Source organism: Mycobacterium bourgelatii, assembly GCF_010723575.1.
GTDB lineage: Bacteria > Actinomycetota > Actinomycetes > Mycobacteriales > Mycobacteriaceae > Mycobacterium > Mycobacterium bourgelatii.
Genome location: NZ_BLKZ01000001.1, coordinates 4,205,984 through 4,228,175 on the forward strand (window position 1 = coordinate 4,205,984; position 22,192 = coordinate 4,228,175).

23 protein-coding genes and 1 tRNA gene are annotated in these 22,192 nt (G+C 65.5%); 9 read left to right on the forward strand and 15 right to left on the reverse strand.

Going from position 1 to position 22,192, the window contains the following annotated elements:
* Positions 1–132 precede the first annotated feature (132 nt).
* From G6N68_RS18120 to G6N68_RS18145, 6 genes are all read left to right on the forward strand, one after another.
* Positions 133–1,452 (forward strand): thioester domain-containing protein, encoded by a 1,320-nt coding sequence (locus tag G6N68_RS18120; protein ID WP_163715106.1) that lies wholly within the window; start codon positions 133–135, stop codon positions 1,450–1,452.
* The gene (gene cysK / locus G6N68_RS18125) at positions 1,449–2,381 is read left to right on the forward strand and encodes a cysteine synthase A (RefSeq protein WP_163715109.1); all 933 of its coding nucleotides are present in this window, start codon (positions 1,449–1,451) and stop codon (positions 2,379–2,381) included. Before G6N68_RS18120 ends, cysK begins: the two co-directional genes overlap by 4 nt.
* A 1-nt stretch (position 2,382) precedes the next feature.
* Entirely contained in the window at positions 2,383–3,102 is a 720-nt protein-coding gene (gene cysE, locus G6N68_RS18130) for a serine O-acetyltransferase (protein ID WP_163715112.1), read from the forward strand.
* Between the two features lie 87 nt (positions 3,103–3,189).
* Positions 3,190–3,633: a thioredoxin family protein gene (locus G6N68_RS18135; protein WP_205351373.1), complete on the forward strand. Its 444-nt coding sequence runs from the start codon at positions 3,190–3,192 to the stop codon at positions 3,631–3,633.
* Between the two features lie 38 nt (positions 3,634–3,671).
* Positions 3,672–4,136, forward strand: coding sequence for a DUF4395 domain-containing protein (locus G6N68_RS18140; RefSeq protein WP_163715115.1), 465 nt, complete (start codon positions 3,672–3,674; stop codon positions 4,134–4,136).
* Between the two features lie 281 nt (positions 4,137–4,417).
* Positions 4,418–4,699: an ANTAR domain-containing protein gene (locus G6N68_RS18145; RefSeq protein ID WP_163715118.1), complete on the forward strand. Its 282-nt coding sequence runs from the start codon at positions 4,418–4,420 to the stop codon at positions 4,697–4,699.
* 13 nt (positions 4,700–4,712) lie between these two features.
* On the opposite strand, the gene mtnC is transcribed toward G6N68_RS18145, so the two are convergent.
* The 4 genes from mtnC to G6N68_RS18165 all read right to left on the reverse strand — a co-directional run bounded on the left by mtnC (position 4,713) and on the right by G6N68_RS18165 (position 7,716).
* Positions 4,713–5,402, reverse strand: a complete 690-nt coding sequence (gene mtnC / locus G6N68_RS18150; protein ID WP_163715121.1) for an acireductone synthase — start codon at positions 5,400–5,402, stop codon at positions 4,713–4,715.
* Positions 5,399–5,974: a 1,2-dihydroxy-3-keto-5-methylthiopentene dioxygenase gene (locus G6N68_RS18155; RefSeq protein WP_163715124.1), complete on the reverse strand. Its 576-nt coding sequence runs from the start codon at positions 5,972–5,974 to the stop codon at positions 5,399–5,401. Before G6N68_RS18155 ends, mtnC begins: the two co-directional genes overlap by 4 nt.
* The gene (gene mtnA, locus G6N68_RS18160) at positions 5,971–7,560 is read right to left on the reverse strand and encodes an S-methyl-5-thioribose-1-phosphate isomerase (protein WP_163715126.1); all 1,590 of its coding nucleotides are present in this window, start codon (positions 7,558–7,560) and stop codon (positions 5,971–5,973) included. The genes G6N68_RS18155 and mtnA overlap by 4 nt, the downstream gene beginning before the upstream one ends.
* A gap of 83 nt (positions 7,561–7,643) precedes the next feature.
* A tRNA-Asn gene (locus G6N68_RS18165) sits at positions 7,644–7,716 on the reverse strand.
* A 161-nt stretch (positions 7,717–7,877) separates the two neighbouring features.
* Here G6N68_RS18165 and G6N68_RS18170 point away from each other — a divergent pair.
* The gene (locus G6N68_RS18170) at positions 7,878–8,171 is read left to right on the forward strand and encodes a hypothetical protein (RefSeq protein ID WP_163718784.1); all 294 of its coding nucleotides are present in this window, start codon (positions 7,878–7,880) and stop codon (positions 8,169–8,171) included.
* 31 nt (positions 8,172–8,202) lie between these two features.
* On the opposite strand, the gene dnaG is transcribed toward G6N68_RS18170, so the two are convergent.
* The gene (dnaG, locus tag G6N68_RS18175) at positions 8,203–10,137 is read right to left on the reverse strand and encodes a DNA primase (protein WP_163715128.1); all 1,935 of its coding nucleotides are present in this window, start codon (positions 10,135–10,137) and stop codon (positions 8,203–8,205) included.
* A gap of 4 nt (positions 10,138–10,141) precedes the next feature.
* Positions 10,142–11,467 (reverse strand): deoxyguanosinetriphosphate triphosphohydrolase, encoded by a 1,326-nt coding sequence (locus tag G6N68_RS18180; protein WP_163715131.1) that lies wholly within the window; start codon positions 11,465–11,467, stop codon positions 10,142–10,144.
* Positions 11,468–11,537: 70 nt separating this feature from the next.
* On the opposite strand from G6N68_RS18180, the gene G6N68_RS18185 reads away from it, so the two are divergent.
* Positions 11,538–13,523 carry a TPM domain-containing protein gene (locus G6N68_RS18185; RefSeq protein WP_163715133.1) on the forward strand — a complete coding sequence of 662 codons (1,986 nt, stop codon included), beginning with the start codon at positions 11,538–11,540 and terminating at the stop codon, positions 13,521–13,523.
* 280 nt (positions 13,524–13,803) lie between these two features.
* Here the strand turns inward: G6N68_RS18185 and G6N68_RS30195 are convergent, their stop codons facing one another.
* From G6N68_RS30195 to G6N68_RS18205, 5 genes are all read right to left on the reverse strand, one after another.
* Positions 13,804–14,184 (reverse strand): group II intron maturase-specific domain-containing protein, encoded by a 381-nt coding sequence (locus G6N68_RS30195; RefSeq protein ID WP_205351374.1) that lies wholly within the window; start codon positions 14,182–14,184, stop codon positions 13,804–13,806.
* A complete protein-coding gene (locus G6N68_RS30200; RefSeq protein WP_205351375.1) occupies positions 14,181–14,933 on the reverse strand; it encodes a reverse transcriptase domain-containing protein in 753 nt (250 codons plus the stop codon). The genes G6N68_RS30195 and G6N68_RS30200 overlap by 4 nt, the downstream gene beginning before the upstream one ends.
* Before the next feature lie 607 nt (positions 14,934–15,540).
* Positions 15,541–15,825 carry a WXG100 family type VII secretion target gene (locus G6N68_RS18195; protein WP_079220028.1) on the reverse strand — a complete coding sequence of 95 codons (285 nt, stop codon included), beginning with the start codon at positions 15,823–15,825 and terminating at the stop codon, positions 15,541–15,543.
* A 32-nt stretch (positions 15,826–15,857) separates the two neighbouring features.
* Positions 15,858–16,154, reverse strand: a complete 297-nt coding sequence (locus G6N68_RS18200; RefSeq protein ID WP_163715137.1) for a WXG100 family type VII secretion target — start codon at positions 16,152–16,154, stop codon at positions 15,858–15,860.
* Positions 16,155–16,287: 133 nt separating this feature from the next.
* Positions 16,288–16,620 (reverse strand): hypothetical protein, encoded by a 333-nt coding sequence (locus tag G6N68_RS18205; protein WP_240355529.1) that lies wholly within the window; start codon positions 16,618–16,620, stop codon positions 16,288–16,290.
* A 1,180-nt stretch (positions 16,621–17,800) separates the two neighbouring features.
* Here G6N68_RS18205 and G6N68_RS18210 point away from each other — a divergent pair.
* Positions 17,801–18,523 (forward strand): GAP family protein, encoded by a 723-nt coding sequence (locus G6N68_RS18210; protein ID WP_205351376.1) that lies wholly within the window; start codon positions 17,801–17,803, stop codon positions 18,521–18,523.
* 49 nt (positions 18,524–18,572) lie between these two features.
* Here G6N68_RS18210 and G6N68_RS18215 read toward each other — a convergent pair whose 3' ends face one another.
* The 4 genes from G6N68_RS18215 to G6N68_RS18230 all read right to left on the reverse strand — a co-directional run bounded on the left by G6N68_RS18215 (position 18,573) and on the right by G6N68_RS18230 (position 21,875).
* Entirely contained in the window at positions 18,573–19,733 is a 1,161-nt protein-coding gene (locus tag G6N68_RS18215; RefSeq protein ID WP_163715140.1) for a PPE family protein, read from the reverse strand.
* A gap of 283 nt (positions 19,734–20,016) precedes the next feature.
* Entirely contained in the window at positions 20,017–20,301 is a 285-nt protein-coding gene (locus G6N68_RS18220) for a WXG100 family type VII secretion target (RefSeq protein WP_079220028.1), read from the reverse strand.
* An 11-nt stretch (positions 20,302–20,312) separates the two neighbouring features.
* The gene (locus G6N68_RS18225) at positions 20,313–20,609 is read right to left on the reverse strand and encodes a WXG100 family type VII secretion target (RefSeq protein ID WP_163715143.1); all 297 of its coding nucleotides are present in this window, start codon (positions 20,607–20,609) and stop codon (positions 20,313–20,315) included.
* 102 nt (positions 20,610–20,711) lie between these two features.
* Positions 20,712–21,875 (reverse strand): PPE family protein, encoded by a 1,164-nt coding sequence (locus G6N68_RS18230; protein WP_163715146.1) that lies wholly within the window; start codon positions 21,873–21,875, stop codon positions 20,712–20,714.
* Positions 21,876–22,192 lie beyond the last annotated feature (317 nt).

A 22,192-nucleotide genomic window follows, 5' to 3' on the forward strand; every position in this document is an offset into this window, starting at 1 on the left:
GCCTTGTTGTTGTTGCTGTTGATCTTTTAGCCCCTCAGCTACCCTCGCGCTCCCCCCGCAGGCGGCGGTATGGCACACCGCCCGGCGGCACGGTGATGCGCAGCCAAATTCTTTGAGGAAGATCAGCCAGCTATGACCGTGCTTTCCGCGCCGCTTTCCCGACCCAGCCGCCTCGCGGCTCCGGTGACAACCCGTCGCCGCATCCGGGTGCGACCGGCCAACGAGCCGAGCCGCATGACCCGCTATCGGGGTGGCACCTACTCCCACACCGTCGACAAGGTGGTGTTCACCGACGGCACCACCGCGCGTACCGACCTGATCAGGCTGCATCCCAATCTGCAGGCGTACTCGCTGGACTTCATGGGCATCGCCCCGCACCACCCGTCGCCGTATCGCCTGGGCACCTGGTCGGCGCTGCCGCACCTGAGCACTCGGGGCTGCGAGGCCGAGGTCGAGTGGATACTGCGCCACTCCTTTCCGATGCGTTCGATCGCCGACCTCAGCCGGCGGCTGCGCGACGCGGGGTATCCCCTTGGCCCCGGCAACATCAGCGAACACGAGGCCATCGCGGGGACGCAGGCCGCCATCTGGTACTTCACCAACGGCATGACACTCGACACCCGTCCCCTGAATGCGCCCGTCGCCGTGCACCGCGGCCCAGGCCCGGTGCTCACCTTCGAGTTCGACGGTCAACCGCAGCTGGGTGGCTACTCGTTGTGGACCGCGTCGGAAACCAGCGTGCGGCTGCAAAAGTCGGCTGACGGGCTGGCCTGGCACGATGTCTCCGGTTCACAGCTGACCACGGACGCCGGCAAGGGCCGCTATCAGAAGACCCTCGGAGTTGGCAGCACCCTGTCGACCAGCAGCCGTTCGCGTGGCGCCCTGGGCTACCGCTACTACCGACTGGTTCCCGCCGGCGCAGATTCCGGCCGCACGACCGCTTCGCTCGACATCGACCATGTCGATTTCTGGCTGACCGGTTCGGGGCACTACCGCAACTCCGACCGCATCGTGCACCTTTACAACTACTTGCTGGCCGGGGCGTTCACCGCGGCTCGGGAAAACCGAAACCCGCTGGTTGACGAGGCTGCGGTCGCCGAGTGGGAGGCCGGGTCCAGGCTAGTGGGGCCCTTCGGAGTGCGCGTCCCGCTGCGGGTGACCGCCGCGGCCGGCAGCGAAGTCGTCGACGCGGACGGTGTCCCGATCACGGAGCCGATCGAACCGGGCACCGATTTCTATCTGCGCTGCGCTCCCGGCGCGTCGGCGACGGCACTCACCGCCACGACGTCGCACCAGCTCAGCGGGCGCGTCCTGACGGGCGTGGCGCTAGCTGGGCCGTCACACCGCCTCACGCCGGTTGCACTAACCACCCCCACACACGTGACAATGGAAGTTGACATCGCCTGGGATGCGGACCAGGCCCACGCCGACCTCGTTGGAGAATGTGGATGACCATTGCCGACAACATCACACAACTGATCGGAAACACCCCACTGGTTCGGCTGCGCCGGGTCACTGACGGCGCCGTCGCCGACGTGGTCGCGAAGCTGGAATCGTTCAATCCGGCCAACAGTGTGAAGGACCGGATCGGCGTGGCAATGATCGACGCGGCCGAGAAGGCGGGCTTGATCGGGCCGGACACCATCATTCTCGAGCCGACGAGCGGAAACACCGGCATCGCCCTGGCGATGGTGGCCGCCGCCCGCGGCTACAAGTTGGTGCTCACCATGCCGGACACGATGAGTCTCGAGCGCCGCATGCTGTTACGCGCCTACGGCGCTGAACTCATCCTCACCCCCGGCTCCGAGGGCATGCCCGGTGCCATCGCCAAGGCCGAAGAGCTGGCCAAGACTGATCAGCGGTACTTCATTCCGCAGCAGTTCGAGAACCCGGCCAACCCTGCCGTGCACGCCGTCACCACCGCGGAAGAGGTGTGGAACGACACCGACGGCAAGATCGACATCTTCGTATCCGGCATCGGAACGGGCGGCACCATCACCGGCGTCGCCCAGGTCATCAAGGAACGCAAGCCCGGCACGCAGTTCATTGCGGTGGAACCCTCCGCGTCGCCGGTGCTCTCCGGCGGTCAGAAGGGGCCACACCCGATCCAGGGCATCGGCGCGGGCTTCGTGCCGCCGGTGTTGGACTTGGGCTTGGTCGACGAGGTCGTCACCGTCGAGAACGAGGAATCGCTTGAGCTGGCGCGCCGGCTTGCCCGGGAGGAAGGTCTGCTGGTCGGCATTTCCTCGGGTGCGGCCGTAGCGGCGGCCCTGAAGGTGGCGCGCCGTCCGGAGAACACCGGGAAGCTGATCGTCGTGGTACTCCCCGATTTTGGCGAGCGTTACCTGAGCACCGTGCTGTTCAAGGATCTGAGCGACTGACGTGTTGGCAGCCATCCGGCGTGACATCCAGGCGGCCCGGGAGCGGGACCCCGCTCGGCCGACCGTGCTGGAGGTCATCTTCGCCTATCCGGGCGTGCACGCCGTTTGGGCTCATCGGATCAATCATTGGTTGTGGCAGCGCGGCGCACGGGTGCTGGCCCGGACGCTGGCCGAGCTGACGCGCATCTTCACCGGTGTCGAGATTCACCCCGGTGCCGTGCTCGGCCCCGGCCTGTTCATCGACCACGCGACCGGCGTGGTGATCGGCGAAACCGCCGAGGTGGGTGAAGACGTCACGATCTTTCACGGGGTCACCCTCGGCGGGACCGGCTCCGACACTGGCAAACGGCACCCCACCGTCGGTGATCGCGTCACCATCGGCGCCGGCGCCAAGGTGCTCGGCCCGATCAAGATCGGCGACGGCAGTCGCATCGGCGCCAACGCCGTCGTGGTCAAAGAGGTCCCGTCGAGTTCCGTCGTGGTCGGGGTCCCCGGACAGATCGTCAGCCGTCCCTCAAAGGCCAGCGAGGACGAGTCAAGGCTGCCCGACCTGGTCGGCGTCAGCCTCCAGTCGCTGCTCACCCGGGTGGCCAGGCTGGAAGCCAGGAGTAACGGCAAGGCCGGGGGTTCCGACGGTGCCGCGCAGGCCGGGCAACCGGCTGAGCGCGTCATTCGGCCGCCCGAGGCGGGGGTCTGGTATGGCGAGGACTTTTCCATCTGAGGAATACGCGCCGGCGGGCGCGGGGTTGTTCGGTACTGCGTCGGTGGAGACAAGAAATCGTTGGAGCTGCAGGAGAATGGTGCGCTGGTGAGCACTCTGATAGTCGCGGTTGCGGCGACCGCAGCCGCGCTGGGTGCCGCGAGCGCTGTCGGCGTGGTGGTCAATCGCCGTTCGGGCACGTTACGCCAGACCGCATTGAACGACGCCGCACCGCGGCAAGACACCTCGGATCTGGGCTTGTCCGACACCGGCCCGACCATCGTCCACTTCAGCGCCGAGTGGTGTGGCCCGTGCGCCGCGGTGCGGCGGGTGGTTGACCAGGTGTGCGCGGCCCTGCCCGAGGTGGCGCACGTGGAATTGGACTTGGACGCGAATCCCGCTGCGGCCAAACGGCTCTCGGTGTTATCGCTGCCCACCACGTTCATCTTCGACGCCGACGGCCGTCAGCACTACCGCACCGCCGGCGTGCCCAAGGGACCCGAGTTACAAGCGGCATTGCAGTCGCTGTTAGCCGGAAAGACCAGTGACTAGATGCTTTCGACCCAACCTCTAGCGACAGGAGCGCATTGATGTCGACCGACGGTGCCCAAAACCAGGCCCAAGTAGACGTGCGGGGTCCGCGGTTCGCGGCATGGATCACCAGCACCGTCCTCGTGACGACGTTGGCGGTGTCAACGTTCAGCATTCCCGCCGCCACGGTGATCCTGGCCGCTCAGGCCGTCGTCTTCGCGATCACCGCCCTGCGCGGCCCACGCAACGGTCCTTACGGGCTCATTTTCCGCAAGCTCGTCGCACCGCGGCTCGGACCGGTGGAGGAACGCGAACCGGTGCCGCCGCTGAAATTCGCACAGTTGGTCGGACTGGTTTTCGCCGTCGTCGGGGTCGTCGGGTTTGCGGCGTCACTGCCGGTGGTCGGCGTGGTCGCGACGGCCTTCGCGCTGTTCGCTTCGTTCCTCAACGCTGCCTTCGGTATTTGCCTTGGCTGCCAGATGTATCCGCTCGTCGCCCGGTTCCGCCGAGCACCCGCGGCCTAACTGTCGAGCTTTAAAACGCGGGCGAGCCGAACACGCCGAATCCAAACCTTCGCCATCCCCATGTCCTACAATTAGGCGATGCGATCACGGGCGCGCTTCAGTATCATGCGCCGTTCGCCCCTGCGCTGTCGTTGTCATTGATTTCCTTCTCCCGCAACAAAATAGCTGAATCCGGCGCCGAGAGTGAGCTTTGCGACGCGCCGCTGACCGACGCATAGGCGTCGCACGGTTGACACTGGCCGCGACAGGAATAGCGACAGGAATAGGAAGGTCGATGGCACATGACTCAGGGGTTGGAAAGTCATACGACAGCAAGGGATAGCCGTAACGGATCGACGCGCGCTCTGGACACCGCGGTCGGCATACTTGTTGGTTGGCGCCGCTGCAGCACCTACGCAGCCTTCCGAGAGTTGGTCTCGGCCAGCGAGCGACACGGGATACCGGTCTTTGCCCTCGCCGGGGCACTGGTCAACTTGGCCAGTCGTGACGACGAAAGTCAGCCCGCCGGCACTCCAGCCCGATTGGCCGCCGAGCGGGAGTGGGGCGCGCAGAACTTGGCGTGATGACCGTGCCCGGCTACCCGGCCCGCGGATCGACATCGGCGAACGAGTCGACCCAACGATGCGGCGGCCGAGGGGAATTGGGCTCGCCGGCTCGGGCCACGCCGACCACCGACCATCCTGCCGAGATCGCGGCATCGAGTTCGTCGGGATGATCGGAAAGAAAGAGGATGTTCCCGCCAGGCAGGCCGATCTCGTCGGCGATTCGGCGGTATGACGCGCCCTCGCGTTTGGGCCCGGCGGTGGTCAGATCGAACCAACTACTGATCAGTGAAGCCATCTCCCCGTCGCGGGCGTAAGTGAACCAGTCTTGTTGATTACGAACCGAACCCGACGAAAAGACCGATAGCGAAATGCCGTCGGCGTGCCAGGCGAGCAGTGCCGGCCGTACGTCATCGAAGAACTCACCGTGCAGATCGCCGCTGCGAAATCCCTCGGCGCAGATCAGGCCTTGGGCCGTCTTGAGCGGTTCGGCCTTGACATCGGAATCCAGCCAGCCACACATTATTTCGGCGATCTCGGCGGTGTCGGCGTCAGGTCGTTCCGCGAGCTCGCGGGCACCGGCGAGAACGGATTGCGCCGCGCCGCTTCGATTATCGGCCAGCCACCGCGCCAGATGCTGCCGGGTATAGCCGTACATATCTTCACGCACCGAACTCGTTGGACTGGTGGTGCCCTCGATGTCGAGGACGACTGCTTCTATCACGCCGCGACAAGCTGATCGAGGCTGGGAAAGCGTTGGCCGATCGGGTCGCCGGTGAAGTCGCCGATCCAGCCCTCCTGCTCCTCGAAGAACCGGATCGCCACGAAGTCGGGGCGCACACCCATGTCGAACCAATGCCTGGTGCCCGCCGGCACCGACAACAGATCACCACCCTCGCACACCACCGCGACCACTTCCGGCTCGAGGTGCAGGTAGAAACACCCACGGCCGGTAACGAAGAAGCGCACTTCATCCTCGGCGTGGCGATGCTCGGCCAGGAACTTGCCGCGGACCTCCGCGGCCTTGGCTGCCCAATCCGGGTCACCCTCGTCGGGTTGCAGGCGTATCACGTCGATGAACTTGTAGCGGCCATCGGCGTTCAGGTCAGCGACGCGTCCGCGGTAGTGGGCCAGGATGTCGGCGGTCGGCGTGGTCGCTTCCAGACCGGGCATCGCCGGCCAGTGGTCGAAGGCTATTCCGCGCCTTGCCAATTCGGTGCCGATAACTTCCGCGTTATCGGTACGCACCCGCACCTCGGCGGCATCGCTGTCGGCCATGATCTGCAGCAGCGTCATGTCACCCGACTCCTCCCGACTTCGCGACGGCCGGTCAGCGTCGCCAGCTCACAAATGCCTTCGAGGCACTCCGCGCGGTCGCGGGCCTGCGCGAGGGTGGCGCCCCACGCGGTGATTCCGTGGCCGGCGATGACGAGCACTGGTGCGGCAGCGGGGTTCTCGGTCAGGTGGCGCTCGATGTCGGCGCCGATGCGGGTGACGTCGGCGTGATTGTCGAACACCGGAATGTCAATCATTTCCGACGCGCCGAGCCCCTTTATGAGTTCATATCCGCTGAACCGCAACGTCTCCCGCGCATCGATCGACTGGGCTGTCGCGTGCGGCGGGTGCACGTGCACAACCGCGTCGGCATTGGTGGCCCGATAGATGGCGGTGTGGATGGCGGTTTCCGCCGACGGACGGCGCTTCCCCGACACCGGTTCGCCGTCGGCGATCGTCACCGTCACCATGTCGTGCTCGGTGAGTTCGCCTTTGGAAAGCCCACTTCCGGTGATCACCGCGGTTTGGCCGGTGCGCACCGAGATGTTGCCGGCCGTGCCCGGCATCCAGCCGCGGGCATACAGCGCGCGCGAGATGTCGGCAATCTCTTGCTCGACAACGCCTTTCGGATTGAGCACACCGTTCTCGGTGACAACCGCGGTGACCAGTTCCGGCGGGGTGACGTCGAAGGCGGGGTTGAACACCGCGATACCCTCCGGGGCCATGGCACGGTCACCGACGTGAGTGACCTCGGCCGCGGCGCGCTCTTCCACCACGATCTCGCGCCCGGTCGGCGTGGCCGGATCGCGGGTCGATTCCGGTGCGACGACCACGAACGGTATGTCATGCCGCGCCGCCGCCACGGCCAAGGCGTACGTGCCGATCTTGTTGGCGACCGAACCGTCGGCGGCGACCCGGTCCGCGCCGACGATCACGCAGTCCACTTGGCCGGTGGCCATCGCCCACGCGGCGGCCGAATCGATGGTCAGTCGGTGCGGGATGCCGGCCTCGGCCAGCTCCCAGGCGGTCAGCCGGGCCCCCTGCAGCAACGGTCGGGTCTCGTCGACCAGGACGCTCTCGATAAGGCCACGGGCATGCAGAACCCGCAACGCGCCCAGTGCGGTGCCAAACGCGGCCGTCGCGAGTCGTCCGGTGTTGCAGTGGGTCAGCACACGAAGCGGGCGACCAGGACACAATCGCTCGATCAGGTCGGCCGCGTGCGTGGCGGCGACCCGGTTGATCTCACCGTCCTCGGCCAGCATCTGCAAGGCCTCGGCCAGCACGGCCTGCGGGCCGTCGGGCACCTTGGCCAGCGTCCGCTGCACACCCCAGGTCAGATTGACCGCGGTGGGGCGGGCCGCGGCGATGCGCTGGGCCTCCAGCCCGATCTTGTCCGGATCGCCGTCGTGCGCGAAGGCGGCCAGTGCGACGGCGAAGCCGCCCGCGACACCGATTGCGGGTGCTCCCCGGATCGCCAAGGTCTTGATCGCGTCGATGACCTCGTCGACCGTGGTGAGCCGCAGCTGAACGAATTCGCGCGGCAATACCCGCTGATCGATGACAACCAGCGCGCCGCCGGACCACTCGATCGAATTGGCCGCGTTCACCGCGGACTGCTGGAGGAATGCCAAAGGACTGCCACAGAGGCCATTATGAGGCCATTATGAGGCCACCGTCAGGCCGCTATCGGCTCCCCCGGAAGGACTCGAACCTTCAACCCTTCGGTTAACAGCCGAATGCTCTGCCAGTTGAGCTACAGGGGATCGCCGCGACGCTGGATCGCGGGACGACTCTAGCGTACTGGCACGGCTCTCCCCAACTAGAGGGCCTCGAAGAACATCTTCATTGACCGATCAGGCGCACACGCACCCCGCGCGATGAGGCAGGATGGGACCAACCGCTTTTTGTGTCGGGAGGGATCGTTTTGATCGGGTATGTCGCCGTGTTGGGACTGGGTTACGTGCTGGGCTCTAAGGCCGGGCGCCGCCGGTACGAGCAGATCGCGGGCACGTACCGCGCGTTGACCGGTAGTCCAGTTGCCAGGTCGATGATCGAGAGCGGTCGTCGCAGGATCGCGAATCGGATCTCGCCCGATACCGGATTTGTGACCCTGAAAGAGATCGACGAGCAGACGTCGGTAGTCGAAAGACCAGTGGACAGGCCAGTCGAGCCCCCGGTCGAACAGCGGGCTGAGCAGCCGGTAAACAGCGTGAACTGACGCCGGCCACGTTCCGATACCGCCGCGCGTCTCAGACGGCGAGATCGTCGCCGCTGGCCTGTTCCAACAGGCTGCGTCGGTAGGCCTCCATGGCGACCAGATCGCCGAACAGCGCGTGGTATTCGTCGCCCTGTTCGATCGGCGACATCCGCTGCAACTTCGACTTCACCTCGGCGATCTGTCGGCCCACCCACACCTCCTGCAGGCGGGCCAGGACACCGGCGATATAGCGGGGCAGCTTGTCGTCGTCGACCTGGATCGCCTCTACCCCCAACTCGCTGATCAGACCCGTCGTCAGCGCCGACGTGGTCTGCTGACGCACCAGGTCCAGCCATTGCGCCCCGGTGATTCCGGTCGAGGTGCCGCCCGCGCTCTCGACAGCCGCACGCACCGCCGCATATCCGGGGTGGGTGAAGCTTTCGACGGTCAACGAGTCGAACACCGGACCGGCCAGCGCGGGGTACTGCAGCGCCGACTTCAGCGCCTCCCGCTGCGGCCACAGGGTCGGATCGCGCGGGTCGGGACGGGCCACCGCGTGCTCGGCGGGGCCCGCAGCCGCTGAGTCGACCGCGCCTCGCCGGCCGGATCTCGGTGCCGGACCCGCCCTGCCGGAACCCCTGCCCTTCTTGGCGTCGCCCCGCACCCGGTCGATGACCTGGGCGACGTCATCCCAACCGACCCACCCGGCGAGTTGCCGGGCGTACTCGTCGCGCAGCGTGGGGTCCTTGATCTGACTCACCATCGGGACGCAGCGGCGCAGGGCGGCAACCCTGCCTTCGGCGCTGTCCAGGTCCATCTCGGCAAGCGCCGTGCGGATCGCGAACTCGAACAACGGCGTTCGGCGCGCAACCAAGTCGCGCAGGGCGCCGTCCCCCGACTTCAGTCGCAGGTCACAAGGATCCATCCCGTCCGGGGCCACCGCGACGAAGGACTGACCCGCCAGATTCTGCTCGCCGTCGAAGGCCTTGAGCGCGGCGGCCTTGCCGGCCTCGTCGCCGTCGAAAACGTAAATCAGCTCGCCGCGAAAGAAACTGTCGTCCATCATCAGCCGACGCAACATCGCCAGGTGCTCGTCGCCGAACGCGGTGCCGCAGGACGCAACGGCGGTGGTGACCCCGGCCAGGTGCATGGCCATCACGTCGGTGTAGCCCTCGACGACCACCGCCTGATGGCCCTTGGCGATGTCGCGTTTGGCCAGGTCGATGCCGAACATCACCGACGACTTCTTGTACAGCAGGGTCTCGGGGGTGTTGACGTACTTGGCTTCCATGGGATCGTCGTCGAACAGTCGGCGCGCGCCGAAACCGATGACCTCACCGGCCGAGCTGCGGATGGGCCACAGCAGCCGACGGTGAAAACGGTCCATCGGGCCGCGCCGGCCCTGCCGGGACAGGCCCGCGGCCTCCAGCTCTTTGAACTCAAAACCCTTGCGTAGCAGGTGTTTTGTCAGGGTGTCCCAGCCCGAAGGCGCGAACCCGCAGCCGAACCGGCGGGCGGCCTCGGCGTCGAAGCTGCGATCAGTCAGGTATTTCCGGGCGGGCGCCGCCTCGTCGGACTCCAGCGCCTGAGCGTAGAACTCGGCCGCGGCGGCATTGGCGGCGACGAGTCGGCTGCGGCTGCCCCGGTCGCGCTGGACGCTGGTCGCCGGACCGGTGTAGCTGATGGTGTGGCCGATCCGGTCGGCGAGCAGTTCCACCGCCTCGACGAAGCTGACGTGCTCGATCTTCTGGATGAAGGCGTAGACGTCGCCGCCCTCGCCGCAGCCGAAGCAGTGGAAGTGGCCGTGATTGGGCCGCACATGAAACGACGGCGACTTCTCGTTGTGGAACGGACACAGGCCCTTCAGCGAGTCGGCGCCGGCGCGGCGCAATTGGACGTAGTCGCCGACGACATCTTCGATGCGGGCCCCTTCGCGGATTGCGGCGATGTCGCGATCGGAGATCCTGGACCGACCTGGACTCGACACGGCCTCAGTCTAGGCCGCTGCGGGCGAGTGGGTTGTGCCCGAGTTGTGCGGCATCGATGCGCTCGAGCCGGCCCTCGGTGTACGACGCGATTTGATCGACAATGACCCGCAGCCGCGCCCCGTCGTCGGGGGCCGAATTGAAAGCGGCGGCGAAGATCGGGTCGAGCGACTGCGGGGCACCGGCGGCCAGCCACTGCGCTACCCGGTGGATGCGTTCGCGTTGCCGAGCCTGGGCATCCAGGTGCCGTGGGTCGGACATGATGAACTGCAACGCCAACATCTTCAGCAGCGCCACTTCCGCTCGCACCAGGTCAGGAACCACCAGGTTTGCCTGATAGCGGACCAGGGGCCCAGGGCCGGCCGCCTCGAGGGTGGTCGCGATCGCCGCCGAGGCAAAGCGGCCCACCAGTTCGCTGGTCAACCGCTTGAGTGCCACCGCCGCCGACAGGGTGGCGTCGTACTTGCCGACCGCGGCAACAACGGGCAGGCCCGACAACCGGCGCGCCGCTTCCATCAATTCAGCGGCGCCGACCCTGGGGAATTCGCGCTCCCCCAGCTTGGCCAACGCGGCCGCATCGTCTTCGTCGGCGAGCACCCGCAGATCGATGCGTTCCGAGACGACGCCGTCCTCGACGTCGTGCACGGAATAGGCGACATCGTCGGCCCAGTCCATCACCTGGGCCTCCAGGCACGGCTGGTCCGCGGGCGCCCGGTCGCGAACCCACTCGGCCGCTTCGCGGTCGTCGTCGTAGAAACCGAACTTCTTCGGCCGGGTCTCTCCGGGGGTCTCTCCGGGTTGGCCATCGCCACCGCGCAACCACGGATACTTGGTGACCGCGTCCAGGGCCGCCCGGGTGAGGTTCAAGCCTGCGCTAATCCCGTGTGCATCGAGCACCTTGGGCTCAAGACTGGTGAGGATGCGGAAGTTCTGGGCGTTGCCTTCGAACCCGCCGAAGTCGGCCGCAACCTCGTTGAGGGCCCGTTCCCCGTTGTGTCCGTAGGGCGGGTGACCGATGTCGTGGGCCAGGCCTGCCAGCTCGACCAGGTCGAGGTCGCAACCCAGCCCGACCGCCATTCCGCGGCCGATCTGGGCGACTTCGAGCGAGTGGGTCAGGCGGGTGCGCGGAGTATCGCCCTCACGCGGTCCGACGACCTGGGTCTTGTCAGCCAAGCGGCGCAGCGCGGCACTGTGCAGCACGCGGGCGCGGTCGCGGGCGAAGTCGGTGCGATGCTGACCTTCCGTACCCGGTAGGCCCGCGGTCTTCGGCCCTTCCGTGACCCGCCGTTGACGATCGAAGTCGTCGTAGGGCTCTTGCTGATTCGTGCTCACCGACCCACAGTCTGCCAGGGACGACGCGGGACGGTCCGCATCGTCACCGGGCTAGATTAGATTGCGTTCTATGCGCGCTCGCTTGCTCGGTGTGATCCTGACGATCTTCACTGTGAGCCTCGCCGGAGGGCTTCTGGCGCCGCCGGCGGGGGCTCAACCACCGTTTCGGCTGCCGACCTATGTCGTCGACAACGCCGGCGCGTTGACGGATTCGGGTCGTTCGGCGGTGGCGACGGCCCTAGACCACCTCTACACCGACCGCCACATCCGACTATGGGTCGTCTACGTCGACGACTTTTCCGGGCAGCAGGCAGAGAGTTGGGCGCGGCGCACGTATCAGCTCAGTGAGTTGGGTGGTTCCGATGCGCTGCTGGCGGTGGCCACGGTCGGTCGCGCGTACGCCTTCCTGGTGCCCTCGTCGGTGCAGGGCGTGAGTTCCCGCGACGTCGACGACCTGCGGCGCAATCGGATCGAGCCGGCATTGCGCGCGAACGACTGGAGCGGTGCCGCCATCGCCGCGGCGAAGGGTCTGGATAAATCCCCCAGCGCCGCCGGGCGCTGGACGCTGCTGGGAATGCTCGGTGTCATCGCCGTGGCCGTGGCAATCCTGTTCCTGGTGATGCGCCGACGAAAGCGCCGACGCCATGCCAGCGCCTTGGCGGCGGCACGACGAGTGGATCCCACCGATCCGCGGGCTCTGGCGGCCGTGCCGTTGGACATCCTCGACGAGCTGTCCCGTTCGAAGGTGGTCGAGGTCGACAACGCGTTGCGCACCAGCAGCAACGAACTCGCCCTGGCCATCGAGGAGTTCGGTGAAGAGCGGACCGCGCCGTTCACCCAGGCAGTGAACAACGCCAAGGCCGCCTTGGCCCAGGCCTTCACCGTTCGTCAACAACTCGACGACGCCATCCCGGAGACGCCGGCGCAGCGGCGTGAACTTCTCACCCGCGTCATCGTGTCGGCGGCGCAGGCCGATCGCGACTTGGAGTCCCAGACCGAGGCTTTCGAGCAGCTGCGCGACCTGGTGATCAACGCTCCGTCTCGCCTCGACGTACTCACCCAGAAGTACGTCGAGCTCACCTCGCGCCTCGAGCCCACCGAACAGCGCTTGGCCGAGCTGCACAAGGAGTTCGGTGCCGCGGCGCTGGCGTCGATATCGGGCAACGTCACGATCGCCAAAGAGCGATTGGCGTTCGCCGACCGCAACATCAGCACGGCTCGCGAGCTGGCCGCCCGCGCAATAAGTGGCCAGCAGAGCCGACTGGTGGACGCGGTACGAGCCGCGGAATCCGCGCTCGGACAGGCCCGCACGCTATTGGACGCGGTGGACAGTGCCGACAGCGACATCCGCCATGCCGTGGCCAACTTGCCGTCGGTGCTCGCCGAGGTCCAGGCGGGCATCAAGCGCGCCAACGAACAACTCCAGCAACAGCACAGCACCCAGTCCGCGCACAGTGGTGAACTCATCGAGGTGCGCGATGCCGCCGCCAGAGCCGTGGACTACGCCCGCGGTTCCACCGATCCGCTGGACGCGTTCGCCCGGCTGACCAAGGCCGAAGCGGATCTGAACCAACTGCTGGCGACCCTGGCCCAAGAACGCGCCGATCGTGAACGCCTCAACCGCTCCTTCGAGCAGGCGTTGTTCACCGCGGAATCTCGGGTGCGCGCGGTGTCCGAATACATCGACACCCGCCGTGGCAGCGTCGGGCCCGAAGCCAGAACCCGACTCGCGGAGGCCAAGCGACAGCTCGAGGCCGCGCGGGAAAAGAAGGCGACCAACTTGACCGAGGCAATCGCCTACGCCAACAATGCGTCCGCACTGGCCGCCAACGCTCAATCGCTGGCCAACGCCGACGTAATGGCCGCTCAGCGCGCCTACAGCTACCGCGGCGGCGACAACACGGGCGCGGTCTTGGGCGGCATCATCATCGGCGACTTACTCAGCGGTGGCATGCGAGGCGGTTTCGGAGGTTGGAGCCCCACCTCATATGGCGGCAGTTCGAGTTCGGGCGGATCTTCCGGCGGCGACTTCATGGGTGGTGGCGGGCGGTTCTGATCGCGCCGTTGGCCGTCGTGTACTCACTTGATGGCGCCGTTCGACGCAGCCCGCCAACGGGGTTATGCGCTATCAGGGCGCAATCGAGTAGGGGGCCGGGTTGACCGGCCCCCTCTCACACCACCGGACGTGCGGGCCTCGCATCCGGCGGTTCGCTAGGTCGTGTGGAATCTGGCCCAGGCGTGGTGAAACGTGATGAGGCCCTGCCGGTCCCAGTATCGGTTGGGCAGTGCCCGCGTCAGGACGGGCGAGCCCGCGATTCGCCAGTAGCCGCGGCTGCTCATGCCCCATTGCCAGGCCAGGTCGGCCCGGATCCCGAGTGCACGCAGGTTCGCGACCTTGGTGCGGACGCGTTTCCATTCCTTCCAGCGGATTTGGCGCAGTCGACGGCGGAACCACTCATCCAGATCCCGGAACTTGCGGGTGTGTCCGCTAGGCGGAAGTACCCCATCCAGCCCCGGACGTATTGGTTCAGCCGCATGATGCGGTACTCCATGGCCACACTCCACCGCCGCGACGTCAACGACCGGATGCGGGCTTTGGCCCGCTGCCACGCCTTGGGCGCGACCCGGATCTTGACCCCGGAGGTAGTGAAGAAGAACCCGAACCCCAGCAACACAGCTGTCGTCGCCGGGGCGATCGAGGACTTGGCCTGGTTCACCTCAACTTCAACCGCTGCTCCAGCAGCCGAGTGCCCTGTTCGAGCACCCGCTCGGCCGCCCGCTTCGATTTCACAAAGACCCGGATATCGTCGGCGTAGCGGACAAACCGGTGCCCACGCGCCCAGAACTCCTGATCGAAATCGTCGAGCATGATGTTCGACAACAGCGGCGATAACGGCGACCCCTGTGGGGTCCCCTGGCTCACCGCCTGCCGCACCCCATCGGCCATGATCCCCGCCTCCAAATAGCGGCGGATCAGCTTCAGCAGCCGTTTGTCGTTCACTTTCCGCGCAACCCGGGCCATCAGCACGTCGTGGTTGACCCGATCGAAGAACGCATCCAGGTCCACCTCGACCACCCACCGATACCCCTGCTCGATCACCAACCTGGCGACCTTCACAGCGTCGTGGGCGCTTTTGCCCGGCCGGAACCCATACGAGACCGGCACAAACCCCGGATCAAAGACCGGGGTCAGCACTGCGCGATCGCCTGCTGGATCAACCGATCCAGCACCGTCGGCACCCAACTTCCGTTGCCCGCCATCAGGTTTGGGAATCATCACCTGACGCACCGGCATCGGACGGTACGTGCCCGCATCCAACGCCTCCCGCACTCCGGCCCAGTTGTCCCGGCACCAGTTACGCAACTCCTGCGCGCTGACACCATCGACACCGGCCGCACCGCGATTGCGTTCGACACGTCCCAACGCGACAGCCAGATTCGCGGGCGCGAACACCTGCTCCCACAAATCCTGGCCACCCTGACACCCTCGGCAGCACCCGCCACACCGCTACAAGGGCACTTCCGGATTCACCAGTCCCTCCACATCATCTGCCCCACCGCCGGTGGGTTGGCTGCGATCACCGCGACATCCACGAGAAGCACCACTTCGAAACATCAATTCCCAACGTTCAGCCCTTCCCGGCACATCTGATTCCCGCCGGTACTACGGCCTCTGCTGACTTCTGCCCCGTCAGCGCCGCCCTCACGAACGACGCCGCTCCGGCGCACAGCACCGACGCACCAGGACAGATCTCCCCAGATAAGAACATCCACTTTCACCCTGCCGCCGCCGCATTTACACACCGGCCGCTTCGGTGGAACGGGCTTCACCATCTGTTGCTGGCTCACCCCAACCGGCATGCCTTCTATACGGTTCGTGTCCCTCGGTGCAGGGCTTCGTCTCCGGCTTCCTTCCCACCCCACCTCACGGTGACGCAGTTGCCATCGACTCGGAGTTAAACCACCTTCTCCTCCAGAGGACTCACACCTCCTAGCGAATGCCCATGCTGGGCGTACAACGACAACGTGGCCGCACACCGGAGTGTGCGGCCACGTTGGTTAACGCGTGTGCGTCAGGCCCAGCTGGAGCCCACGGCGCTGTCGGTCTGCGCCATGTTCTGGCCGGCGGCCTGAACCTTCTGGCCGTGCTGGTTGGCCTGCTCGTAGATCACCTGGAAGTTGCGACCCAACTGGGTGATGAACTCCTGGCAAGCCACCGAACCGGCGCCACCCCAGAAGTCGCCAGCGGCCAGCACATCGCGAACGATGGCCTGGTGCTCTGCTTCCAACGAGGCAGCCTGCGCCCGGATCAGGGCACCGTGGGCGTCGACGTCGCCGAACTGGTAATTGATAGTCATTGTGATTGTCCTCCTAAGTCTTTGGGGTCGGGTTAGCTGCTGAGGATCTGCTGCGAGGCCTGCTCTTGCGACTCGTAGTGGTTGGCGTCGCGGATCAGGCCGTCACGCACGCTGTGCAGCATGTTCACAATGTTGCGGAACGCGGTGTTCATCTGGCCCATGGTGTCCAACGAGGTGGCCGAGGCCAGACCACTCCAGCCAGCACCCGAGATGTTCTGCGAGGAAGCCCACATGCGACGGGCCTCGTCCTCAACGGTCTGAGCGTGCGCCTCGAAACGGCCCGCCATGTCCCGCATAGCGTGCGGGTCGGTCATAAAACGCGTGGTCATGTTGCCTATCTCCTTGTTTGGTGGATCTCTTACTTGGGTTTTCTCGTGCAGATTGACTTTGTGTGACCGCCGCCCGTGAGGGAATCGAAGTCACGCGATCACTCGCGAGACGGCGGTCCTCCCCGTCTCTCTGCTAACCGGCCGCCGGGGAATGCGGTACCACGTTGTTGTTGCGTGGCATCTCAAACCGAGGTTCTGCGTTCTCGGCTTGCCACTCTCGCCACGCTGCCCATTCGTCCCACAGCTCTTCCTCGGCCGCTGCGACAGCACTTTCGGTGTCTACCGCACCCGGCACGAGTTCGGGCTCGGCGCCATCCTTGGCGTCCTTCGCCCAGTGGTCGTAGTCGTCCGGTGGAACGGCCACGCCCCAGCTGAGTGGAACTGACAACCCGCCGAGCATCCCCGACTCACCCCGTTTTGCAGCCACCGCGTCGGGCGGCAAGGGCGGACCAAGAGGCAGAAGCACGTTGTCCCCTTCCAGTACCGATCTTCATTCACCACACCCAATGGCAACGAGCACCACCGAGCACTTGGCATCTTAAAGCAATATCGGGGACTCTATCGCTAATTTCGAGATTTCGCTTCCCCCGCAACTCTGAAACTATTCTGTGGCTACCCATGACTATTTGAGGACGCGCATTCTCACATTAGCCATACGATCCGATCGCATGCTCCGAATGCCATCGCAATCAACCTAAATACGTTGTATACCAACGTAATTCATCTTCGACTACAACCTTGGAAGAGAGTCCTGGGCATAGCTGACCCCGCCTGCCGCGGCGCGCAGCTACTCCGATTTCCGATCCTCACCAACTGTCCAGATAAGGCACAAAATGTGGAATCCGTTGTTTCCAAATCCGAATACCGCATTTGGCCGTTGCCTGCGACCTTCCGCGCCCGGTGACCGGCCCAGGTCCGGGTGGCAGTAGATGCGGCAGCATGACTTGGACGAGGACGCTCTCCCACTGGTCACCGCGGCACCTCGGGAGCCCACGGTCGCGGTCCCGCGACCCGGCGCTTCCGGGTTGTCCGCCACTCCTCTACGCAAACCCACGAGCCGCGGATCACGGGGCAGAGGGGTCGCCTCAAATCTCCACCGCGATTCGGTGCATACCGCGGTCGCTGCGCAACGGGCGGTTGCACGCCTTGTGGCGTCCGATTGCACCGAAGGCGGTTTGATTCAGCACTTGGCACCCTTGCGTAAGGGCAATGAGCCTTCCGCTGCGTTTTGTCCTGAATATTGATTGCCTTGACTACACCGAAAATTGCCTCGTCGAATTCGGTTGGATTCGGGCCGCTGGCTTCGCTGGGCACTTGTTGGCCTGTCTGCTTGGACAGGGTCAACAGATACGGGAATGTGGCCAGTCAGTCGGTATCAAAAGGGCCGCCACGAAAAATTTAGCTCTTTCTATATTCCTGCTCGAACCCTCATACATCCTTTTCTCCAAACGGCTCTGACGACCGGATCTGGCGCATACTACGAGGTCAGCACGCTGTCTGGGGTGTTGGCAGCGATGTTGTTCGACGCCACACGTCTTAGTTTGCCGCCAGAAAATAATCTAGTTCCGAGCAAGCGAGCTGCTATTGAAAAATTGGTGTCCCCAACGGCTTCCGTACCGTGCACAGCGGTTGTAGCGTCCGTTGCCATGTGGGCCACGGTAATTGTGTTAGCCCTATTAGCAACGGCAGACCCGGTGCGGATCGGAGTCAGCGTCGTGTTGTCGTCCCGGCCCCACGCCGTAGGCCAATTGGCTGCGTTTTGGTTGGGCGGAATCGCAATGTGCGTGGCCATTGCCGCGGGTGTGCTGTACGGGATGCGTGACGCCGCGCTCTCCGTCATGCGCTGGGGGGCGGTTGCCACCGCGAGTTCGACCGGAGGGCGTATCCAGATCGCGATGGGCGTGCTGGCGCTGCTGGTCGCCGGACTTGCGGTTGGCCTGTCACCGCGTCAACGGGAACGACTGGGCTTGCCGGGGCCCAGCGCGCCCGCGGGGCAGACGTTGACCTCGAATACGGCGGCAAGCGTCTCAGCTCGCGCTCAAAGCGCACTGCACTCGAAGCCGATCCCGGTGGCGTTCATCCTTGGATTCGCAATGCTCGCAGATTTCAGGCTCCTGGCGGCGCTTGCCGCCATGCTGGCCTCAGGAGCCACCGCAGGTGCTCAGATCGCCGCAACCGGTCTTTACACACTCATCGCGCTGACCTTCATCGAGCTCCCATTGGCCAGCCGACTGGCGGCACCAACGTGGACCGCGCAGATGATGGAAACGGTGAACGGCTGGATGAAGGCGCGCCGGCAACACGTGTTCGCGTTGGTCGTCGCCTTGCTAGGGGCGTTCCTGATGACCCGGGGAATAAGTCACGCCTGACGCGAACCTCGCGTCAGGCGTGACAGTGAAAGTCGAACGAACCTGAGGGCTATCCGACGCCAGTCCGCGGGATCACGCTCGGCCGGTTCTGCACGACGTGCGCAGCGGCACCACCGCGACCGCCCATCATGCCCCCGGGCATACCAGCAGCACCGGCGCCGCCCATCGGCATCGGCATCGGCATCATGCCCATGCCGCCGCCCGCGGCGCCAGCCTGCGCAAGTTCAGCGGGCACGGCCCCCAAGCCCGCCAGCGCCGCGCTGGACATGTGATTAGGCATCGAGCCGGGCCACGTCTGCGGCACGGACATGTTGCCGACCAACCGAGCCTTACCCATTTCCCCGGCCATCCCGGCGCCCAAGCCCCCGATACCGCCGGCACCCAGGCCCTTGGGACCGATGTCACCGACGAACTTGGGCATATCCGCCAACTCGGCCGCGGTGGCACCGGTCAAGCCGGCCCCCGCGCCTGCCGACTGCCCTAGCTGCATCAGCGGGCCCAACATCATGCTGGCCGGCATCGCCGCGGACTGCGCCAGCCCCATTGCCATGTCAATCGGCACCGCTGCGGCCACAGCCTCCCCACCGATAATCGCCCCTTCAATCACCGGAGCGATCGACGCCGTGGCGCCCGCGGCAACACTGGCAACCTCGAGGTTGAGCGCGCTGGCGAATCCGACCAAGTCGATCGGCGGCACGCTGAACGGGGACAAGGTCGCCGCCACCGATTGCGCACCGCTCTGGTACCCCACCATCGCGGCCACGTCCTGCGCCCACATCTCGACGTAGTCGAACTCGGTGAGTGCGATCGCCGGAGTGTTCTGGCCCAGGATGTTCGTCGCAACCAACGCGCCGAGCAGGATCCGGTTCGCGGCCACCGCGGCGGGGTGCACTGTGGCCAGTAGCGCAGACTCAAAAGCCGTTGCGGCAGCTTGCGCCTGCCCAGCCGAGAGCTCGGCTTGACCGGCCGCGTCACTCAGCCAACCCACGTACGGCACTGCGGCGGCCGCCATCGAAACCGACGCCGGACCCGCCCAGGGCCCACCGGTCAAGCCGGCGATAACAGACTCAAACGACATCGCCGAAGCCCGCAAATCGGCAGCCAACGACTCCCAGGCTGCGCCAGCGGCAAACAGGGGGCCCGACCCTGCGCCGGCGAAGATCCGCGCCGAGTTGATCTCTGGGGGCAACCACGCAAACTCCGGAATCATCGAATCCCCAACCCACTCTGCCGCCGCAACGGCTCCAATACACACCTACCGACGATCAACCTACGCGCGTAGTCGACCCACCGTCGGAATCTTAAGGCAATCCACACCGAAAGTTTTCGGTTTTACCAATATTTAGTCGTTGTGCCCGTCAGGGCAAACTGCGCTGTTGCCGCCCGGTTGGCGGATTTGGCCGGGATTTAATTGAATTCAAAATGCAGACATGGAGAAGGCGCGGGTAACACGACGACTCGAAGTGTTACCCGCGCCCATCCATAGGCCGTGCTTAGGCCCAGCTGGACCCAACTGCAGAGTCCGTCTGCGCCATGTTCTGGCCGGCGGCCTGAACCTTCTGGCCGTGCTGGTTGGCCTGCTCGTAGATCACCTGGAAGTTGCGACCCAACTGGGTGATGAACTCCTGGCAAGCCACCGAACCGGCGCCACCCCAGAAGTCGCCAGCGGCCAGCACATCGCGAACGATGGCCTGGTGCTCCGCCTCCAACGAGGCAGCCTGGGCGCGGATCAGAGCGCCGTGGGCGTCGACATCGCCGAACTGGTAGTTAATCGTCATTGTCGTATGTCCTAACTGCTCAGAACTTGCTGGGAGGCCTGCTCTTGCTGCTCGTAGTGGTTGGCGTCGCGGATCAGTCCGTCACGCACGCTGTGCAGCATGTTCACAATGTTGCGGAACGCGGTGTTCATCTGGCCCATGGTGTCCAGCGAGGTAGCCGAGGCCAGACCACTCCAGCCAGCGCCGGAAATGTTCTGCGCGGAAGCCCACATACGACGGGCCTCGTCCTCGACAGTCTGGGCGTGCGCCTCAAAGCGACCCGCCATGTCCCGCATCGCGTGCGGGTCGGTCATAAAACGTGTAGTCACCTCATTCGTCCTTTCAATTCGTTCTTCTAATCAATTGATCATGTGGCGCACCAGACTGGGTTCACCACAGCCAAACCTTGACCCCGACCGATCACCCCCGCCCTATCCGACGCCGGTCCGCGGAATCACACTCGGCCGGTTTTGCACAACGTGCGCAGCCGCGCCACCGCGGCCCATCATCCCCGGAGGCATACCTGCTGCACCGGCGGCGCCCATCGGCATCGGCATCGGCATCATGCCCATGCCACCGCCCATGGCGCCGGCTTGCGCGAGCTCGGCCGGCACGGCACCCAACCCCGCCAGAGCCGCGCTGGACATGTGGTTCGGCATCGAGCCGGGCCACGTCTGCGGCACGGACATGTTGCCGACCAACCGGGCCTTACCCATTTCCCCGGCCATCCCGGCGCCCAAGCCACCAGCACCGCCGGCGCCCAAGCCCTTAGGTCCGAGATCACCGACGAACTTGGGGCCGTCCGCCAGTTCGGCCGCGGTCGTGGCACCAGCCAGGGCTGCGGTGCCCGCGTTTGCCGTCTGGCCCAACTGCATCAGCGGGCCCACCAGCATGCTGGCCGGCATGGCCGCGGACTGCGCCATCCCAATCGCCATGTCGATCGGAACGGCTGCGGCCATGGCCGACGCCCCCTCCATGGCCCCCTCGACTACCGGCCCGATTCCCGCCGTGGCCGTGGTTGCCACTCCGGCAACCTCGGCGTTGAGGGCGGTGGCGAACCCAGCCAGATCCACCGGCGGAACACTGAAGGGCGCCAGCGTCGACGCGACCAGCTGCGCACCACCCTGGTAGCCCAGCATCGCCGCGACGTCCTGGGCCCACATCTCGACGTAGTCGAACTCGGCGGCCGCGATCGCGGGGGTGTTCTGACCAAGCAGGTTGGTTGCGACCAGTGCTGCCAACATCACTCGGTTCGCCGCCACGGCCGCCGGGTGCACGGTGGCCAGCAATGCCGTCTCGAAGGCAGTTGCCGCTGCCTGAGCTTGACTTCCGGCCAGTTCGGCCTGGGCGGCGGCGTCACTCAACCAACCCACGTACGGCATGGCCGCGGCTGCCATCGCCACCGAGGACGGACCGGACCAGGGGCCCCCGGTCAATCCCGCAATCACTGACTCAAACGATGTGGCCGATGCCCGCAAATCGGCCGCTAACGACTGCCAGGCCGCGCTCGCCGTGAACAGCGGTCCTGACCCTGCACCGGCGAAGATCCGCGCCGAGTTGATCTCCGGCGGCAGCCATGCAAACTCCGGAATCATCACAACCTCAAACCACTCTGCCGCCGAAGCGGCGCTTGCAAATCCCGTCGGCAGCCCCCACGTCTCTGCCTACGCGACGAATCGTAAGCACAATCGACACGGAATGGCAGCCTTTTGCAGAAAAAAGTTTCAAGAAAATGAGACAACGTCGCTTTCCACATTCCGATCAAGATCGGTTTTGCCTGGTCAGAGGCCAAAAATTAAATTAGAGAACAACCATTCCCACATTCGCAACGGCAACGCGTCGGAGCGTCCAGACAGCCCACATAAATGAGACAACGACCATTCCCAGATTCCGAACGAGGACACCCGTACCG

Excerpts from the sequence above, each read along its gene's own strand:
- G6N68_RS18120 (WP_163715106.1), top strand. The coding sequence starts at position 133 with ATGACCGTGCTTTCCGCGCCGCTTTCCCGACCCAGCCGCCTCGCGGCT.
- cysK (WP_163715109.1), top strand. The coding sequence starts at position 1,449 with ATGACCATTGCCGACAACATCACACAACTGATCGGAAACACCCCACTG.
- G6N68_RS18140 (WP_163715115.1), top strand. The coding sequence starts at position 3,672 with ATGTCGACCGACGGTGCCCAAAACCAGGCCCAAGTAGACGTGCGGGGT.
- G6N68_RS18145 (WP_163715118.1), top strand. The coding sequence starts at position 4,418 with ATGACTCAGGGGTTGGAAAGTCATACGACAGCAAGGGATAGCCGTAAC.
- G6N68_RS18155 (WP_163715124.1), bottom strand. The coding sequence starts at position 5,974 with ATGACGCTGCTGCAGATCATGGCCGACAGCGATGCCGCCGAGGTGCGG.
- G6N68_RS18185 (WP_163715133.1), top strand. The coding sequence starts at position 11,538 with ATGCGCGCTCGCTTGCTCGGTGTGATCCTGACGATCTTCACTGTGAGC.
- G6N68_RS18195 (WP_079220028.1), bottom strand. The coding sequence starts at position 15,825 with ATGACTATCAATTACCAGTTCGGCGACGTCGACGCCCACGGTGCCCTG.
- G6N68_RS18200 (WP_163715137.1), bottom strand. The coding sequence starts at position 16,154 with ATGACCACGCGTTTTATGACCGACCCGCACGCTATGCGGGACATGGCG.
- G6N68_RS18210 (WP_205351376.1), top strand. The coding sequence starts at position 17,801 with ATGTGGGCCACGGTAATTGTGTTAGCCCTATTAGCAACGGCAGACCCG.
- G6N68_RS18215 (WP_163715140.1), bottom strand. The coding sequence starts at position 19,733 with ATGATTCCGGAGTTTGCGTGGTTGCCCCCAGAGATCAACTCGGCGCGG.
- G6N68_RS18220 (WP_079220028.1), bottom strand. The coding sequence starts at position 20,301 with ATGACGATTAACTACCAGTTCGGCGATGTCGACGCCCACGGCGCTCTG.
- G6N68_RS18230 (WP_163715146.1), bottom strand. The coding sequence starts at position 21,875 with ATGATTCCGGAGTTTGCATGGCTGCCGCCGGAGATCAACTCGGCGCGG.